The sequence below is a fragment of the Ruegeria sp. BHSC037 genome (assembly GCF_059613045.1).
On sequence record NZ_JBXWRT010000005.1, the window covers coordinates 170783 to 186871 of the forward strand.

At 63.6% G+C, this 16089-nt stretch carries 16 protein-coding genes; 9 read left to right on the plus strand and 7 right to left on the minus strand.

Translation table 11 applies throughout. From position 1 onward, the window contains the following. Window positions 1–67: 67 nt before the first annotated feature. From hydA to AC2FMN_RS06915, 9 genes are all read left to right on the plus strand, one after another. Window positions 68–1522, plus strand: coding sequence for a dihydropyrimidinase (gene hydA, locus AC2FMN_RS06875; RefSeq protein WP_496679661.1), 1455 nt, complete (start codon window positions 68–70; stop codon window positions 1520–1522). A 51-nt stretch (window positions 1523–1573) separates the two neighbouring features. Further along, the gene (locus AC2FMN_RS06880) at window positions 1574–2371 is read left to right on the plus strand and encodes an ABC transporter ATP-binding protein (RefSeq protein WP_496687100.1); all 798 of its coding nucleotides are present in this window, start codon (window positions 1574–1576) and stop codon (window positions 2369–2371) included. Then, window positions 2371–2802 (plus strand): GNAT family N-acetyltransferase, encoded by a 432-nt coding sequence (locus AC2FMN_RS06885; RefSeq protein WP_496687101.1) that lies wholly within the window; start codon window positions 2371–2373, stop codon window positions 2800–2802. The genes AC2FMN_RS06880 and AC2FMN_RS06885 overlap by 1 nt, the downstream gene beginning before the upstream one ends. After that, window positions 2799–3716 carry an ABC transporter permease gene (locus AC2FMN_RS06890; RefSeq protein WP_496687102.1) on the plus strand — a complete coding sequence of 306 codons (918 nt, stop codon included), beginning with the start codon at window positions 2799–2801 and terminating at the stop codon, window positions 3714–3716. Before AC2FMN_RS06885 ends, AC2FMN_RS06890 begins: the two co-directional genes overlap by 4 nt. Then, on the plus strand, window positions 3713–4558 hold the full coding sequence (locus tag AC2FMN_RS06895) for an ABC transporter permease (RefSeq protein WP_496679668.1): 846 nt from the start codon (window positions 3713–3715) through the stop codon (window positions 4556–4558). The genes AC2FMN_RS06890 and AC2FMN_RS06895 overlap by 4 nt, the downstream gene beginning before the upstream one ends. A gap of 63 nt (window positions 4559–4621) precedes the next feature. After that, a complete protein-coding gene (locus AC2FMN_RS06900; protein WP_496679669.1) occupies window positions 4622–5611 on the plus strand; it encodes an ABC transporter substrate-binding protein in 990 nt (329 codons plus the stop codon). A 153-nt stretch (window positions 5612–5764) separates the two neighbouring features. Next, window positions 5765–6478, plus strand: coding sequence for an ABC transporter permease (locus AC2FMN_RS06905; RefSeq protein ID WP_496687103.1), 714 nt, complete (start codon window positions 5765–5767; stop codon window positions 6476–6478). Next, on the plus strand, window positions 6471–7205 hold the full coding sequence (locus tag AC2FMN_RS06910; RefSeq protein WP_496687104.1) for an ATP-binding cassette domain-containing protein: 735 nt from the start codon (window positions 6471–6473) through the stop codon (window positions 7203–7205). Before AC2FMN_RS06905 ends, AC2FMN_RS06910 begins: the two co-directional genes overlap by 8 nt. 19 nt (window positions 7206–7224) lie before the next feature. After that, on the plus strand, window positions 7225–8040 hold the full coding sequence (locus tag AC2FMN_RS06915; protein ID WP_496687105.1) for an ABC transporter substrate-binding protein: 816 nt from the start codon (window positions 7225–7227) through the stop codon (window positions 8038–8040). 7 nt (window positions 8041–8047) lie between these two features. Here the strand turns inward: AC2FMN_RS06915 and AC2FMN_RS06920 are convergent, their stop codons facing one another. The 7 genes from AC2FMN_RS06920 to AC2FMN_RS06950 all read right to left on the minus strand — a co-directional run bounded on the left by AC2FMN_RS06920 (window position 8048) and on the right by AC2FMN_RS06950 (window position 16087). Further along, window positions 8048–8920 (minus strand): substrate-binding domain-containing protein, encoded by an 873-nt coding sequence (locus AC2FMN_RS06920; protein WP_496687106.1) that lies wholly within the window; start codon window positions 8918–8920, stop codon window positions 8048–8050. A gap of 133 nt (window positions 8921–9053) precedes the next feature. Next, window positions 9054–10316, minus strand: a complete 1263-nt coding sequence (locus AC2FMN_RS06925; RefSeq protein WP_496687107.1) for a c-type cytochrome — start codon at window positions 10314–10316, stop codon at window positions 9054–9056. After that, entirely contained in the window at window positions 10317–11525 is a 1209-nt protein-coding gene (locus AC2FMN_RS06930; protein WP_496687108.1) for a formate dehydrogenase subunit gamma, read from the minus strand. 71 nt (window positions 11526–11596) lie between these two features. Continuing rightward, window positions 11597–12190, minus strand: a complete 594-nt coding sequence (fdh3B, locus tag AC2FMN_RS06935; protein WP_005983764.1) for a formate dehydrogenase FDH3 subunit beta — start codon at window positions 12188–12190, stop codon at window positions 11597–11599. An 11-nt stretch (window positions 12191–12201) separates the two neighbouring features. Next, window positions 12202–15096 carry a formate dehydrogenase subunit alpha gene (locus AC2FMN_RS06940; protein ID WP_496687109.1) on the minus strand — a complete coding sequence of 965 codons (2895 nt, stop codon included), beginning with the start codon at window positions 15094–15096 and terminating at the stop codon, window positions 12202–12204. Between the two features lie 129 nt (window positions 15097–15225). Then, window positions 15226–15414, minus strand: coding sequence for a twin-arginine translocation signal domain-containing protein (locus AC2FMN_RS06945; protein WP_496679683.1), 189 nt, complete (start codon window positions 15412–15414; stop codon window positions 15226–15228). 61 nt (window positions 15415–15475) lie between these two features. Beyond that, a complete protein-coding gene (locus AC2FMN_RS06950) occupies window positions 15476–16087 on the minus strand; it encodes a TorD/DmsD family molecular chaperone (RefSeq protein WP_005983758.1) in 612 nt (203 codons plus the stop codon). Window positions 16088–16089 lie beyond the last annotated feature (2 nt).

The window sequence follows — 16089 nt, forward strand, 5'->3', positions numbered from 1 at the left end:
GCCGCGCGCCCCCAACCCGCAGGAAAACCAAGAGAGGCGCAGCAGACGCGCTCGCAGGGAGTTGAACATGACCACAGTCATCAAGAACGGAACCGTCGTCACCGCGGATCTGACCTACAAGGCCGACGTAAAGATTGAAGGCGGCGTGATCACCGAGATCGGGCCGGATCTGAAGGGGGACGAGCAACTGGACGCGACCGGCTGTTACGTCATGCCCGGCGGGATTGACCCGCACACGCATCTGGAAATGCCGTTCATGGGGACCTATTCCAGCGATGATTTCGAAAGCGGCACCCGCGCGGCGCTGGCCGGCGGCACGACCATGGTGGTGGATTTCGCACTGCCGAACCCGGGCGAAAGCCTGCTGGATGCGCTCAAACGTTGGGACAACAAATCGACCCGCGCCAATTGCGACTATTCCTTCCACATGGCCGTGACATGGTGGGGCGAGCAGGTGTTCGATGACATGAAGACCGTCATCGAACAGCGCGGCATCAACACGTTCAAGCATTTCATGGCCTACAAAGGCGCCCTGATGGTCAATGACGACGAGCTGTTCGCCTCGTTCAAGCGGCTGGCCGAGCTGGGCGGGATCGCGATGGTCCATGCCGAGAACGGCGACGTGGTGGCCGAGTTGCAGGCCAAGCTGCTGGCCGAAGGCAATACCGGCCCCGAGGCCCATGCCTATTCGCGCCCGCCGCAGGTTGAGGGCGAGGCCACCAACCGCGCCATCATGATCGCCGACATGGCCGGGGTGCCGCTCTATGTGGTGCACACCTCGTGCGAAGAGGCGCATGAGGCCATCCGCCGTGCCCGGATGCAGGGCAAGCGCGTCTGGGGCGAGCCGCTGATCCAGCACCTGACGCTGGACGACAGCGAATATGCGCATCCCGATTGGGACCACGCCGCGCGCCGGGTGATGAGCCCGCCGTTCCGCAACAAACAGCACCAGGACAGCCTGTGGGCGGGGTTGCAGTCGGGCTCGCTGAGCGTGGTTGCCACCGATCACTGCGCCTTCACAACCGAGCAGAAGCGGTTTGGCGTGGGCGATTTCACCAAGATCCCGAACGGAACGGGCGGCCTTGAGGATCGGATGCCGATGCTATGGACCCACGGCGTGGCGACCGGGCGGCTAACGCCGAACGAATTTGTGGCCGTGACTTCAACAAATATCGCCAAAATATTGAATTGCTATCCGAAAAAAGGTGCCGTACTGGTGGGTGCAGATGCCGATCTGGTGGTGTGGGACCCGGACAAGACCAAGACCATCAGCGCGGCGACGCAGCAGTCGGCGATCGACTACAACGTGTTCGAGGGTCACGAGGTCAAGGGCTTGCCGCGCTTTACCCTAACCCGTGGACAGGTGGCGGTGCATGATGGCGAGATCCGAACGCAGGAAGGCCAAGGCAAATTCGTCGCGCGCGAGGCCAACACCACCGTGAACAAAGCGCTGAGCACCTGGAAAGAGCTGACCGCCCCGCGCCCGATAGAGCGGTCGGGCATCCCGGCGACGGGGGTGTGATGCTCGAAGGTTGCCGACCGGGCAAAAAAGCCAAAACTTCAAGGCAGTAGGATGACATCTGAAAGCAATACCCGGCCCGTGATCGAGGCAAAGAACCTCGACCTGACCTTCCAAACCAATGACGGACCCGTGCACGCCCTCAAGGACGTGAACCTGGCCATCGACAAGGGCGAATTCGTCAGTTTCATCGGCCCTTCGGGCTGCGGCAAGACGACCTTTCTGCGCTGTGTCGCTGCACTGGAAGCGCCTACGGGCGGCACACTGACCGTCAACGGCATGAGCCCGGACGAGGCCCGCCGGAACCGTGCCTATGGCTATGTGTTCCAGGCGGCGGGCCTTTACCCGTGGCGGACCATTGCCAAGAACATCAAACTGCCGCTCGAGATCATGGGATACTCGGAGCAGGAGCAGGAAGCACGTGTAAAGAGCGTTCTGGAACTTGTTGATCTTGCAGGGTTTGGTGGCAAGTTCCCCTGGCAGCTGTCGGGTGGGATGCAGCAACGGGCCAGCATCGCCCGGGCGCTGGCCTTCGACGCCGATATCCTGTTGATGGACGAGCCTTTCGGCGCGCTGGACGAGATCGTGCGCGATCACCTGAACGAACAGCTTTTGGCGCTGTGGGCGCGCACCGGCAAGACGATCGGCTTCGTCACCCACTCGATCCCCGAGGCGGTGTATCTGAGCACTAAGATCGTGGTCATGAGCCCGCGCCCCGGGCGGATCACCGATGTTATTGACAGCCCTCTGCCCAAGGAGCGGCCGCTGGACATCCGCGACACGCCCGAATTCATCGAGGTCGCGCACCGCGTGCGCGAAGGGCTGCGCGCCGGGCACGGGGACGATGTGTGATGGGCAGGGGTGACATCAGACGCGCGACCGAGGGGGATGTGCCGGCCTGCGCGGCGGTGGTCTCCTCTTGGGCCCGCCAGACCGAGTGGATGACGGATGAACTGCCCCAACCGGAATTGGAGGCGCTGATCGCACAGGCCTTCCCGGACCGTGAGATGTGGGTCGTCGGCGAACCCGTTGATTGCTACATGTCGGTCGATCCTGAGGCGCAGAAGGTCGGGGCGCTGTATTGCCTGCGGACCGGGCAGGGGATCGGCAAGCGCCTGCTGGACCAAGCAAAACAGGGACGCAGCTTTCTGTGGCTGACGGCCCATCAACCGAATGCCGCAGCGCAACGGTTCTATCGCCGCGAGGGTTTTGTCGAGACCGGGACCGAGGCCGCAACGCCGCCCGAGACCGTCCCCGTGGTGCGGATGGAGTGGCACGCATGAAGCAGCTTGTTGCCGTTCTGACCGTTCTGCTGGCCATCGTCGTCATCTGGTACGCGGCTTGCATTCCGATGAACATCAAGGGCGTTCTGACCGAACAGGAACGGGCCGGGGCCGAAGTGGTTCCGCCCTCGGCCAAAGACCGCCGCGACATGGGGGAAATCGGCCTGGCGCTGCGCAACAGCTTTGCCATTCCGGCGACCTGGGCGCAGGATCGGCCGCGTCTGCCCGCGCCGCATCAGGTCGCGATCGAGCTGTGGGAGACCACGATTCAGAAGAAGATCACCTCAAAACGGTCATTGGTCTATCACGGCTGGGTGACGCTCAGCGCGACGATCTTGGGCTTTGCCATCGGCACGGGGCTGGGCATCCTGCTGGCTGTGGGGATCGTGCACAGCCGGGTGATGGACCTGTCAGTCATGCCCTGGGCCATCGTCAGCCAGACCATCCCCATCATCGCGTTGGCGCCGATGATCATCGTGGTGCTGTATTCGATCGGCATTCAGGGGATCATACCCAAGGCGGTGATCTCGGCCTATCTGAGCTTTTTCCCGGTGGTCGTGGGCATGGTCAAGGGCCTGCGCAGCCCTGACGCGATGCAGTTGGACCTGCTGCGCACCTATAACGCCAGTAAGGGGCAGGTGTTCTGGAAACTGCGCCTGCCGGCCTCGATGCCCTATCTGTTCGCCTCGCTCAAGATCGGGATCGCCGCGTCGCTGGTGGGGGCCATCGTCGGCGAACTGCCGACCGGCGCCGTGGCGGGGCTGGGCGCGCGTCTGCTGGCCGGCAGCTATTACGGCCAGACGGTGCAGATCTGGTCGGCGCTGTTTGCCGCAGCCATTCTGGCGGCCTGTCTGGTGGGCCTGTTGGGCCTGATCGAGCGGGCGGTGTTGAAACGCATGGGGATGGCGCAATGATGATGGTCGGTTTTGCAATCCTTTTGTGGCTCGCCGGTTGGTGGCTGAACACCCGCTTGGCCAGCGGACCCTATGCCGACACGCGGGCGGTGCGCATTCTTGCGCCGCTGATCTTCGGCCTGACCGTCATCGGGATGTGGGAATTGCTGGTGCGCGGGCTCGAGGTGCCTCTGGTCATCCTGCCCGCGCCTTCGGTGATCTGGGAGCGGTTCTGGGACAGCCTGCCGATCTTGTGGGCCGATTTCGTGCAGACCATCATCAAGGGCGCGCTCAGCGGCTATGTCATCGGATGCGGCGCCGCCTTCCTGATGGCGATCGCCGTGGACCGGTGGGACTTCCTGCGCCTGGGCTTGCTGCCGGTGGGCAATTTCGTGGCCGCGCTGCCGATCGTGGGCACCGCGCCGATCCTGGTGATGTGGTTCGGGTTCGACTGGCATTCGAAGGCGGCCGTTGTGGTGGTGATGGTCTTTTTCCCGATGCTGGTAAACACGGTCGCCGGCCTGCGCGAGGCCACCGCCATGCAGCGCGACCTGATGGAGACCTATGCCGCAACCTATTGGCAAAGCTTTCTCAAGCTGCGCCTGCCTGCGGCCATGCCGTTCATTTTCAACGGGTTAAAAATTTCCACCACGCTGGCCCTGATCGGCGCTATCGTGGCAGAGTTCTTCGGCTCGCCCACTTTGGGCATGGGGTTCCGGATCTCGACCAGTGTCGGGCAATTGTCGCTGGACATGGTCTGGGCGGAAATCGTGGTCGCGGCGCTGGCCGGAACCGCCTTCTACGGTCTGGTCGCCATGATCGAGAAATTGGTGACCTTCTGGCACCCGTCACAACGCAGTTAAGCGGAACAACAATTCAACAGACCCCGAAAACGGGGCAGCACTAGCAACTAGGAGAAGATGAAGATGAACAAGCTACTGACCGGGGCCATAGCCGCCCTAGGATTCGCCGCAAGTTCGGCCTTTGCCGCAGACGAGGTGACGCTTCAATTGAAATGGGTCACCCAGGCCCAGTTCGCGGGCTACTACGTCGCCAAGGACAAGGGCTTTTACGAAGAAGAGGGGCTGGACGTCACCATCTTGCCCGGCGGCCCCGACATCGCGCCCACGCAGGTGATCGCGGGCGGTGGCGCTGACGTCACCGTGGAATGGATGCCCGCCGCGCTGGCTGCGCGCGAAAAGGGCCTGCCGCTGGTCAACATCGCGCAGCCCTTCAAAAGCTCGGGCATGATGCTGACCTGCTGGAAGGATGCGGGCATTTCCTCGCCCGAGGACCTCAAGAACCGCACGCTGGGCGTCTGGTTTTTCGGCAATGAATTCCCGTTCATGAGCTGGATGAGCCAGCTAGGTATCGACACCAGCGGCAAGAGCGAGAACGGTGTCGAGGTTTTGAAGCAGGGCTTCAACGTCGACCCTCTGCTGCAACGCCAGGCCGATTGCATCAGCACCATGACCTACAATGAATACTGGCAGGTCATCGACGCCGGCGTCAGCCCCGACGAGCTGGTAACTTTCAAGTATGAAGACCAGGGCGTGGCCACGCTGGAAGATGGCTTGTACGTGCTTGAAGACAACCTCAGCGACCCGGCCTTCGTCGACAAGATGGAACGCTTCGTGCGCGCTTCGATGAAAGGCTGGAAATACGCCGAGGAGAACCCAGACGAGGCCGCCGAAATCGTGCTGGAAAACGACGCGACAGGTGCCCAGACCGAAGAGCACCAGAAGCGCATGATGGGGGAGATCGCCAAGCTGACCGCAGGCTCGAACGGTGCGCTGGACCCGGCCGATTTCGAGCGCACGGTGAGCACCTTGCTGGCCGGCGGCTCGGACCCGGTGATCACCAAAAAGCCCGAAGGCGCCTGGACCCACCAGATAACGGATGCGGCTTTGAACTGATCCACCGAATGCTCAGGATGAAAACGCGGCCCTCGATTGGGCCGCGTTTGTCGTTGTGAATGTCGGATTTCTGTGGGGCCGAAGCGCAAATTGCGCTAGTATTATCCTGTAATTCCCCGAGTTTCCTACGAAACTCAGACTAGGTTGGAGAAAGTGCAAGATTTTGCATCAGAATTCAGCCACGCGGCGCAACTTGTCCTGACAGGAGACCCCGACCTGTGGGCGATCGTGGTCTTGTCTCTGCAGGTCTCGGTGTGTGCGGTGCTGATTTCGGCCGTGATCGGGATGCCGGTCGGGGCCGCTCTGGCCGTGGCGCGGTTTCCCGGGCGGCGGGCGCTGATCATCCTGATGAACGCATTGATGGGGTTCCCGCCCGTCGTCGTCGGCCTTCTGGTCTATCTGATGCTCTCTCGGTCCGGCCCGCTAGGCGTGCTCGAGCTTTTGTACACGCCGACCGCCATGATCATTGCCCAGACCGTGCTGGTCACGCCGATCATCGCGGCGCTGACGCGGCAGGTGGTGGAATTGCTGGCCGAGGAATATTCGGAACAGCTACGGTCGCTGGGGGTGTCGCGGCTGGCCTCGGTACCGGTGCTGCTGTGGGATGCGCGGCTGGCCCTGGTTACCGCCCTTCTAGCCGGGTTCGGCCGGGCCATCGCCGAGGTCGGCGCGGTGATCATCGTCGGCGGCAACATCAATCACGTGACACGGGTGATGACAACGACGATCGCGCTCGAGACCTCGAAGGGCAACCTAGCCCTGGCGCTGGCGCTTGGTGCGATCCTGATCGGGATTGCAGTGGCCGTGAATGCCATGGTCAGCGCCCTGACCCTGCGGGCCGAGCAGGAGGGGCTGCGCCATGCGTGACCTAATGCCAGACACGCCGAACCGGCTGGAAATTTCGGGCCTTGCCATCGAACGCAAGGGGCGGGTCCTGCTGGATGTTCCCCAGCTGTCGCTGGACGGGCCCGGGCCGACGCTGATCCTGGGGCCGAACGGTGCCGGCAAAAGCCTGCTTTTGCGCTGTCTGCATGGGCTGATCCGTGCCGACAGGGGCCGGGTCCTGCAGGATGGTCTGGACCTGAACGCCGATCACAAGGCCCGGCAGGCCATGGTTTTCCAGCAGCCGGTGCTGCTGCGCCGGTCGGTTGCGGCCAATCTAGACTTCGTTCTGAAACGCAAGCGGCTGGGCCGTGCTGCGCGCAAGGGGCGGATTGCTGACCTGCTGGCCGAAGGTGGGCTGGACAGCAAGGCCCGGCAATCGGCGCGGTCTCTGTCGGGCGGCGAGGCGCAGCGTCTGGCTATCCTGCGCGCGCTGGCGCTGGACCCCGAGACGCTGTTTCTGGACGAGCCCACTAGCGCGCTGGACCCCACCGCCACGCAGGCGATCGAGGCGATGATCCTGCGCGCTTCGGCGCGCGGGGTGCGGATAGTGATGGTCACGCATGACGTCGGGCAGGCCCGGCGTCTGGCGGCGGACATCGTGATGATGCAAGGCGGGCGCGTCGTCGAACACGGCACCGCCAGACAGGTGCTTGAGGCGCCGGAATGCCAAGCCTCGCGCCAGTATCTGGCAGGCTGGTTGGTCACATAACAAAAATCGGAGGCAATCCATGTTTCGCGCAGTACTCACAAGCGCCCTGGTCCTGTTCGGACTTGTCGCCAACCCGGCGACGGCCGAGGAGGCGTTCATCATTGTGCAGTCAACGACCTCGACGCAGAACTCGGGCCTGCTGGACTTCATTCTTCCGGGCTTCGAGGCCGAAACCGGAATCGAGGTGCGCGTAGTGGCCGTGGGAACGGGGCAGGCGATCCGCAATGCCAAGAACGGCGACGGCGACGTTTTGCTGGTTCATGCCAAACCGGCCGAGGAGGCGTTCGTGGCCGAGGGCTGGGGCATCGAGCGCCGCGACGTGATGTACAACGATTTCGTCATCGTCGGGCCCAAGTCAGACCCGGCGCGCATCAAGGGAATGACCGATGCCGCCGCCGCCCTGGTCGCCATCGCGAATGCCAGGTCGACCTTCGCCTCGCGCGCGGATGACAGCGGTACCCATCAGGCCGAGATGCGCCTGTGGCAAGCCTCCGGCCTCGACCCGACCGCTGACTCGGGCACTTGGTACCGCGAGACCGGCTCGGGCATGGGCGCCACGCTGAATCTGGCGGCGGGGATGGGGGCCTATGCGCTGACCGACCGGGCGACATGGCTGGCCTTCGGCAACAAGGGCGATCTTGCGGTTCTGGTCGAGGGCGATCCGGGCCTGTTCAATCAATATGGCGTGATCCTCGTGAACCCGGAAAAACACCCCGGCGTTCGCGCCGCCGCGGGCCAGAGGTTCATCGACTGGCTCACCGGACCGGATGGTCAGGCGGCCATTGCGTCCTATCGATTGGAGGGCGAACAGCTGTTCTTTCCCAACGCCAGGTGACCGGCCCTCAGCCGCTGGCGCCGTTGTGGCGGATCGCGCCCAAGTCGGTCAGGTCATACCCGCCCATCTCGGCCGCGCGGGCGGCAAACCCGTCCGAGTGCAGAAAGGACAGCAGCTTCTGCAAGGGCGGTTCGAAATACGCCCTACGCCAGATCGCCAGATCCAGACGTTCGGAGTGGGTCGGCACGAAGCCCAGCCCATAAAGACTGGCCAGAGCCCCCAGCCCGAACCCGGCCTCGGCCTTGCCGTCGTGTAGGGCGATGGCCAGTTCCTCTTCGGTGCGGGCGCAATTGGGCAAGGTGTCCAGGTCGTCGTGGCTCAGGTCGTGTTCGGCCAAGTGTCGGTCGAACAGATGTTGGCTGGCGGCGCTGTCCTGCCGCAGCAGAACGCGGCGGCCCTTCAGGTCGACAAACTCGCCGATGCCTTGCGTTCCGGGCGACAACAGCAGGCCGCGCTGGCGATGGGCGATCTGGACCAGAACCACGGGCGCTTCGCCCAGCGTGTCGCGCAGCGCGCCGGTGTTGAAGCCGTCAGGCTCGTGGATATGCAGAACCGCGGCCTGCGCCTTGCGGTCAGCCAGCCGCCGCAGTCCGTCAAACGATCCGTCGTAGTAGGTAGCCAGCCCCGAGCCGCTTTCGCGCAGCGCCCAGTCCAGCAGCGGATCGTGGCTGCCGGCCACGATCGGGGGCAGGGGCGGTTCAGCCGTCTGCGGGCCCGAGCGCGACGCATTCAGCCAAGCCAGCACCTCGGCCCGAGGAAACAGCAGTTTGCCCATAGCCCGCACGCAGGGCACCTCGCCCGATGCGGCCAGATCATAGGCCTTGCGCTCGCCGATTCGCAGCAGGTCGGCCAACTCGCGCGTGGTCAGGAAGTCGGGCATTCACTCCAGCCGCACGGCCGCGCCGCGTTCGGCCGAGGACAGGCCCATCTGGGTCAGCAAGAATGGGGCGGCGACCGTCACGACGGCCATCGTGGCAACTGCGGCAAGAAAGGCTTTCATCTGGTCCTCCTGGTTAGTCCGCGGGCGCCGTGGCGCCGCGCAGGAATTCGATCAGGTCGGCACGGTCCTGCGCCTGCGCAATCCTCTGCATCGGCATTTTCGACCCCGGAATGTAGTGGTCCGGTCCCTGATCGAAAAGAGCGTTTATCGTCTGTTCAGTCCAAATGATATCAGACCCTTGCAGCGTTTCCGAGTAAGTGTACCCGGGCAGTGTCCCGGCCCGCCGCCCGAACACGCCATGCAGGGTCGGCCCGGCCCGGCGCTGATCGTCCGGCGTCAGGCTGTGGCAGATCGAGCATTTCCGGGCGAACTGCCGTTCTCCGTTTTGCATGTCGTCGGGGTCCTTCAGGAAACTCGGCTCTTGGCCGACCATTCGTTCCTGCGACCCCAGCGCGGCCACCGGCCAGCTATACATGGCCTGATCCAGCCCGCCTGCGTGCAGGTTTTCTCCATCGGGCGAAAAGGCCAGTGCCCAGACCGGGCCGCGCAGCGTTGCGCGGAAATCCTGCGCGATCCGCCAATCTTGCGTGTCAATGACCATGATGTAGCCCTCGCCGTCGCCCACCGCCAGCAGCGACCGATCCGGGCTGAGGGCGAGCGCAAGGATCGGGCGACGGTCCAGCGTGAAATCGCGCTCGGCCCCGGTGGTAAGGTCAAGAATGCGGGTCACGCCATCGACCGCGCCATAGGCGATCCAACCGTCTTGCGCGTTCAGGACCAATTCGTTGATGCCGAAACCATGCTCGACCAGCCGCGCGGTCTCGGTTCCTGTCGTGACGTCCCAGACCCGCAGGCTGCCGTCGACCCCTGCGGAGTACAGCGTCCGCCCGTCCGGCGCGAAGGCCACCGCATTGACTCCGCTGCCCGTTGGACCCAGCGACTTGGCCGTACCGCCCTCGGTTGGCCAAAGACCGATGGTCCCGTCCCAACTGGCAGTCGCCACGAGGGTCTTTGAGGCAGCGAGTCCGACGACCTTGCCCTTGTGCTGACCTACGACCTGTCCACCGGGCCAACGGCGCAGAGTAAAGTCGTCGCCGGCCGAATAGATCGCGGTGCCGTTGAAAACCACTGCGTTCACGGCAGCCTCGTGACCCTCGAGCCAGTCCGGCTGCTGTCCGGACCACAGGCCCACGGAATTGTCGAAACTGGCGGTGGCAATGCGCCCGTCCGGGGCCGTGGCGATGTCCATGATCGGTCCGCCATGGCCCTTGAGCGTGTAGAAATCCGCCGCCAGCGGCAGCGGCAGCAGGGCCAGCGCCAGAGCCAGCCCGCGCATCTATTCGGCAGGCGAGGCCGCGCCGTCGCTGGCCTCCTGTGCCTTTACCTCTTCCAGCCACAGCGAATGGTGCTCGCGCGCCCATTGCTCTTCGACCTCGCCGGTACCCATGGCGTCAAACGCGCCTTCCATGCCGACCGAGCCGAGGTAGATATGCGCCAGTATGATGGCGATGAAGGCATAGGCGACCATGACGTGCCAGACCTGGGCATATTGCATTTCTTCCTGCGGAGACATTTGCGTGGGCAGGTCCAGTCCCAGCAACTGCGGCAACCCGGTCGCGTTGGCGATTGAAAACGTCTTAGCGAACATCGGCAGTTCGAACGGGAACAGCAGCGACAGGCCCGACAGGCTGATCGAGACGCCCATCAGGATGCACAGCCAGAAAATGATCTTTTGACCGGCGTTGAACTTCTTGGCCGGGGGGTGGCTGCCTTTGGTGAACAATCCGCCGCCGGCCGCCAGCCATTTCAGGTCGGTCCGGTTGGGGATGTTGTGGGCGATCCAGTTCACGGTGATGATGATCAATCCCAGCATGAAGGCCCAGGCCAGATTGTTGTGCAGCCACTTGCAGCCTTGCGCGATGGTGGCGAACCCTTCTTTGCCGAACAGCGGGATCAGGAAATCGCGGCCGTACAGCGACAGCAGGCCGGTTAATCCAAGGATCAGGAACGAGCCGGCAAACAGCCAGTGCCCGAACCTTTCAAATCCTGAAAACCGGGTGACCGTGCGGCCCGTTTTCTCACCGTCGATGCGGATGCGGCCGCGGATCAGGAAAAACAACAGCAGAACGACCAGCATCCCGCCCAGAATATAGGTTCCGTACTCGCGCAGCGGACCGGTGCGGAAAGTCCACCACCACATGCCGCCGTCCTGGATCAGCACGCCGGCAGCAGGCCCCTTGGTCGACACGGTGACATCGGCCGAGCCATAGCGGATGGCGCGATACACATCGCTGTCCGAGGCGACGCCGCGCGTGCCCAACTGACCCAACAGCCCTTCGGCATTGCCTTGCCCGGTATTCTGCGCGCGATAGCTGTTGTCGACTTTCTCGCCGCGTTGCCGGGCCAGAATATCCTCGAGTGTCGTGGCGCCACCGGTCTGCGCGCGCGGGGCAGCGGCTGGTTCGTCTGTGCCGGTCGCGTCTTGTGCAAGCGCGCCGTGCGCGATCCCAAGTGTCAACGTCAAAGCCAGAAAAATGCGCAGCATCGGAACCTCGGTATTAATCCATAATCGGGTGACCCACCGGGGCGGGTCACCCGTGTTGTCAGGCTGAGGTCTCAGCCGTCCTTCTGGTCGTAGGCCGTGCCCCAACCCCAAGCGCCCGAGCCGAACCCGCGCGCCACGACGCGTTCGCGGTAGATGGCCGAGACCACGTCGCCGTCACCGGCGAGCAGGGCCTTGGTCGAACACATCTCGGCGCAGATGGGCAGTTTGCCCTCGGCGATCCGGTTGCGGCCGTATTTGGCGAACTCTGCGGTCGAGTGCGTTTCCTCGGGGCCGCCGGCGCAGAAGGTACATTTGTCCATCTTGCCGCGCGATCCGAAGTTGCCCGCCTGCGGGTATTGCGGCGCGCCGAACGGGCACGCATAGAAGCAATAGCCGCAGCCGATGCACAGGTCCTTGGAATGCAGGACGACGCCTTCTTCGTTCTGATAGAAGCAGTCGACCGGGCATACCGCCATGCAAGGCGCATCCGAACAATGCATACAGGCGACCGAGATCGAACGCTCACCCGGTTTGCCGTCATTGATCGTCACCACCCGGCGGCGGTTGATGCCCCACGGGACCTCGTGTTCGTTCTTGCACGCGGTCACGCAAGCGTTGCACTCGATGCAGCGTTCAGCGTCGCAGAGAAACTTTGCTCTAGCCATTATCGTCCTCCTTACGCTGCCCAGATCTTGCAGAGAGTCGCTTTGGTCTCCTGCATCTGGGTCACTGAATCATAGCCATAGGTCTGGGCGGTGTTCGTGCTTTCACCCAGTACGTACGGGTCGGCGCCTTTTGGGTATTTCTCCCTCAGGTCCGCGCCCTGGAAATGGCCGCCAAAGTGGAAGGGCATGAAGGCCACGCCGGCACCGACCCTTTCGGTCAGCATCGCCATCACCTTGACCTTGCCGCCCTCGGGACCTTCGACCCAGACCTGCGATCCGTCGCGAATGCCAAGGTTGTTGGCGTCACGTGGATTGATCTCGACGAACATGTCCTGCTGCAGTTCAGCCAGCCACGGGTTCGACCGTGTCTCGTCGCCGCCACCTTCATATTCGACCAGACGACCTGACGTCAGGATTATCGGGTAATCCTTTGAAAAGTCGTTCTTCTGGATCGAAGCATACAAGGTCGGCAAGCGATAGTCGTGCCGATCCTCGTAGGTGGGATAGTCGGCCACCAGATCGCGCCGTGGCGTGTACAGCGGCTCACGGTGCAGCGGGATCGGATCCGGGAAGGTCCACACCACTGTACGGGCCTTGGCGTTGCCGAAGGGCGCACAGCCATGCTTGATGGCCACCCGCTGGATGCCGCCCGACAGGTCGGTCTTCCAGTTGGTCTTGGGCCCGGCCACGGCGTCGATGGCCGCGCGTTCCTCGGCCGTCAGGTCGCCATCCCAGCCCAGATCCATCAGCATCTGCATGGTAAATTCAGGGTAACCGTCCTGAATCTCGGAACCGACGCTGTAGACCCCTTCGGCCAGCAGGTTCTGCCCGTCACGCTCGACGCCGAAACGTGCGCGGAAGGTCAGGCCGCCCTCGGCCACCGGTTTGGACATGTCATAGAGGTTTGGCGTCCCCGGATGCCCCATCTCGGCGGTGCCCCAGCAGGGCCAAGGCAGGCCGTAGTATTCGCCGTCATTCGGACCGCCCACGGCCTGCAGCGTCGTTCTGTCGAACGTGTGCTGGTTGGCCATATGGCTTTTGATCCGCTCTGGCGACTGACCGGTATAGCCGATCGTCCACAGCCCCGCGTTGAACTCGCGCGTGATGCTTTCCACATTCGGGGTTTCGGGGTCCTCCATCTCGATATTGCGGAAGAGCCGGTCGGCCCAGCCGAACTTGTTGGCGAACTTGGCCATGATGACCTCGTCCGGCAGGCTTTCGAACAGGGGATCGACCACCTTGTCGCGCCACTGCAACGACCGGTTCGACGCCGTGACCGAGCCACGGGTTTCGAACTGCGTGCAGGCCGGCAGCAGATAGACGCCATCGGTCCGGTCATGCAGGACGGCGGAAACGGTGGGATACGGGTCGATCACGACCAGCATGTCCAACTTTTCCATCGCCGTCTTCATTTCGACCATCCGGGTCTGCGAGTTGGGCGCGTGGCCCCACAGAACCATGGCGCGGACATTGTTTGGCTGATCCATGTTTTCGGGATCTTCCAGAACACCGTCGATCCAACGCGACACCGGGATGCCACGCTCGTTCATCAGCGGCTTGTCCTTACCGTCCTTGTCCTTGATCGTGTCGAACTGTCCTTTCAGCCAGTCCAGATCCTCGCCCCAGACACGCGCCCAGTGACCCCATGCGCCTGCAGACAGGCCGTAATAGCCGGGCAGGGTGTGGGACAGGACGCCAAGGTCGGTTGCGCCCTGCACGTTGTCATGGCCGCGGAAGATGTTGGTGCCGCCGCCAGAGGTGCCCATGTTGCCCAACGCCAGCTGCAGCACGCAATAGGCGCGCGTGTTGTTGTTGCCGTTGGTGTGCTGGGTTCCGCCCATGCACCAGATCACGGTGCCAGGACGGTTGTTGGCCAGCGTCCGCGCCACGCGCTTGAGCTGCGATCCCGGCACGCCGGTGACGCGCTCGGTCTCTTCGGGGGTCCAGTTGGCGACCTCTTCGCGGATCTGGTCCATGCCCCAGACACGGGTGCGGATGAACTCTTTGTCCTCCCAGCCGTTGTCGAAGATGTGCCACAAGATGCCCCAGATCAGCGCCACGTCGGTGCCGGGGCGGAAGCGGACATATTCGTCGGCATGGGCCGCGGTGCGCGTGAAGCGCGGGTCACAGACGATCAGCGGGGCGTTGTTCTGCTCTTTCGCGCGCAGGACGTGCAGCAGCGAGACGGGGTGAGCCTCGGCCGGGTTGCCGCCGATGATGAAGATCGCCTTGGAATTGTGGATGTCGTTGTAGCTGTTGGTCATGGCGCCGTAGCCCCATGTATTCGCAACACCCGCAACGGTGGTCGAGTGGCAAATCCGCGCCTGGTGGTCCACGTTGTTGGTGCCCCAGTAGGCCGCGAACTTGCGGAACAGATAGGCCTGTTCGTTGTTGTGCTTGGCCGAACCCAACCAATAGACGCTGTCAGGCCCGCTTTCCTCGCGGATGCTCATCATGCCGTCGCCGATCTCGTCGATCGCCTGTTCCCAGCTGATGCGCTTCCACTCGCCACCCTCTTTTTTCATCGGGTATTTCAGGCGGCGTTCGCCATGGGCGTGTTCACGGACGGCGGCCCCCTTGGCACAGTGAGCGCCCAGGTTAAACGGGCTGTCCCAACCGGGTTCCTGCCCAATCCACACGCCGTTCTGCACCTCGGCAACCACGGTACAGCCGACCGAGCAATGCGTGCAGACGGATTTGATGTTCTCGACAGCCGTATTGGCTGCGGTCTGGGCGCTGGCGGGCGACACGGTTCCACCCGTGGCGCTGATCGCGGCCAGGCCGCCGATCGTCAGGCCCGAGCCACGCAGGAACGCGCGGCGATCGACGCTCTTTTCGCCGATTTGGGACAGGATACTTGTCCGCTGGGGGCGTCTCGCAACCCCGTTGGTCTTTTTCCTAAGCATTTCCTTCCTCCCTTGCTGGCCATGCTGATCATGGCTGGCTTGGTGTTTCGAAATCGACGTCAGGGCCAATCGCAACCGTCAGCCGAGTGTGACCACGTCCGGACCTGCGCCGGGCGTCGCCGAGGCGGCCTAGAAGCGCGCGCTGTCGAAATAGGCGCGGGTATGCGCCGTGTCCTGAATGCGGGTCTCGTCCGAGGGTTGCTCGGCCGCTTCGACCTCGGTTCCCAGGCTGGCCGCTGCAACGGCTGCCGGGGCCGCGGTGCCCGCCAGTTTCAGGAAGTCGCGGCGGCTGGCGCCGCTCTCCTTGGTCTTGCTCATGGGATCCTCCTTTCCCATTTGCGGTTCAGCGCCCGCCGGGGCGCCAGCGAATGACGGCCGCCTAATGCGTCGTCATGCGGAAGGCCTCGCGTTCGATCTCCATGAAAACCCGGCCGGCGGTGCCGACCGAGGCATAGAGAACCGAATGCTCGGCTGCTTCCAGGTCCGAGAAAAAGTGCTCGGCCCAGGGACCGATATGCTTGTTCCAGAACGTCTTTTGATCTTCCAACGCGGCCGGGCCGCCGAAACGGCCGACGATCATGCCGCCCATCATCTCCATCAGCGAGGCGATGTTGTCTTCGGGTTCGAACACGTTTGCGGCCCGGGTGATGCCCCGCGCAGCCATGTCGTTGCGCAACTGCGCAAGCGGTTTCTCGTTCAGGAAACCGGTCAGGTAGAAGCTGGCATAGGGCAGCAGTTCTCCGCGCCCAAGCCCGATGAACAATGCGTTGAACTCGCGCTCGGCAGCTTCGGGCTTGGTCACTTTGGCCACGCGGGCCATGGCCTGAATGGCCTGGCCCAGATCGGTCTCGTCCCCCGACAGCGCCGCGATCTGGCTCAGCAGGGTCTGGTCGGGCGGTGTGGCTAGCAGCAGGCCCAGGAAGTTGTAGAAATCCGCGCGCAGACGGTCCTCGGGGGAAATCTCGAACGTCTGCGGGTCGCGAATGTTCATCG